2 protein-coding genes are annotated in these 1659 nt (G+C 72.1%); both read left to right on the top strand.

What is annotated here, in order from left to right:
• Nucleotides 1-732 (top strand): cation:dicarboxylate symporter family transporter (locus tag WB461_RS01305; protein WP_423850919.1); only part of this gene is annotated, 732 nt, incomplete at its 5' end.
• A gap of 23 nt (nucleotides 733-755) precedes the next feature.
• Nucleotides 756-1601: a GNAT family N-acetyltransferase gene (locus WB461_RS01310; protein ID WP_423850920.1), complete on the top strand. Its 846-nt coding sequence runs from the start codon at nucleotides 756-758 to the stop codon at nucleotides 1599-1601.
• The last annotated feature ends 58 nt before the right edge of the window (nucleotides 1602-1659 follow it).

Consider the following 1659-nt stretch of genomic DNA (forward strand, 5'->3'; position numbering starts at 1 on the left):
GGTGCGATCGCAGCAGTGGTCGGCGAGACCGGCATCGACGCGCTGAAGAGCCTGGCCGTGATCATGATCGGCTTCTACGTCACCTGCGCGGTCTTCGTCTTCGCGATCCTCGGCACCGTCCTCAGGCTCGCCACCGGCGTCAACATCTTCAGCCTGCTGAGGTATCTCGGCCGCGAGTTCCTGCTGATCCTGTCCACGTCATCCTCGGAGTCGGCGCTGCCCCGGCTGATCGCCAAGATGGAGCACGCGGGGATCGAGCGGACCACGGTCGGGGTCGTCGTGCCGACCGGGTACTCGTTCAACCTCGACGGCACCGCGATCTACCTGACGATGGCGTCGCTGTTCGTGGCCGAGGCGCTCGGCAAGCCGCTCCAGATCGGCGAGCAGATCTCGCTGCTGGTGTTCATGGTGATCGCGTCGAAGGGCGCCGCCGGTGTCACCGGAGCCGGCCTGGCCACGCTGGCCGGCGGGCTCTCCTCGCACCGGCCCGAGCTGCTCGACGGGGTCGGCCTGATCGTCGGCATCGACCGGTTCATGTCCGAGGCCCGGGCGCTGACCAACTTCGCCGGCAACGCCGTCGCGACCGTCCTGGTCGGCAGCTGGACCGGGGGAGTCGACCGCGAGCAGCTCGACGCCGTGCTCGCCGGGGAGCGGCCGTTCGACGAGACCACGATGCTGGACGAGCCGGCGGAGGCGGCGGAGGAGGCGCCTCGCGTCGAGCAGCCGGCCTGACGGGGGTCGCGTAGGCTCCGAGTGTGCTTCGCACGCAGCCCGGCCTGCGCCTCCTCGGCCCCTCCGACCTCCCCGCGATGTTGGAGCTGATCGCGTGCGACCCGGTCGCCAACGTGTTCGTGGACTACCGCGCCCGGCTCACCCAGCTCGACCCGCGCTGGCTCGGCGGGGAGGTCTGGGGCTACTACGAGGACGGCCGCCTGGTCTCCGCCTGCCACTCCGCGGCCAACCTCGTCCCGGTGCGGACGACCCCGCGGTCGCTGGAGGCGTTCGCCGAGCGGGCGGTGGAGCAGCAGCGGCGGTGCGCGACGATCGTCGGCCCCACCGACCAGGTGGTCCCGCTCTGGCAGCTGCTCGCGCCGCACTGGTCGCCGGCCCGGGAGGTGCGCTGGGAGCAGCCGCACCTTCAGGTCGCCGGGGGGCCGACCATCGACCCCGACCCGCTGGTGCGGCGCACGGTGCCGGCCGAGGTGGACGTGCTCTACCCCGCGTGCGTGGCGATGTACACCGAGGAGGTGGGTGTCTCCCCGGAGGTCGGTGGGGGCGGGGACCTCTACCGGGCCCGGGTGGCGCAGCTGGTCTCGAAGGGCTGGTCGTTCGCCCGCATCGAGGACGGTCGGGTGGTGTTCAAGGCCGAGGTGGCGGCGGCCTCGCCGTACGCCTGCCAGGTCCAGGGCGTCTACGTCGACCCGGACCGCCGCGGCCGAGGACTGGCGGCTGCCGGGATGGCGGCCGTGGTGCAGATCGCGCTGCGCGACATCGCGCCGGTGGTCTCGCTCTACGTCAACGAGCACAACCTGGCCGCCCGCGCGGCGTACCGACGAGCCGGCTTCGAGCAGACCGGCACCTTCTCCACGATCATGTTCTGACCCCTCCGATGTCGGAGGGAGGCCGGGGGAGCGGCGTCGGGGAAACGGGTGTGCGGGA

The organism is Aeromicrobium sp. (assembly GCF_049587115.1).
Lineage (GTDB): Bacteria > Actinomycetota > Actinomycetes > Propionibacteriales > Nocardioidaceae > Aeromicrobium.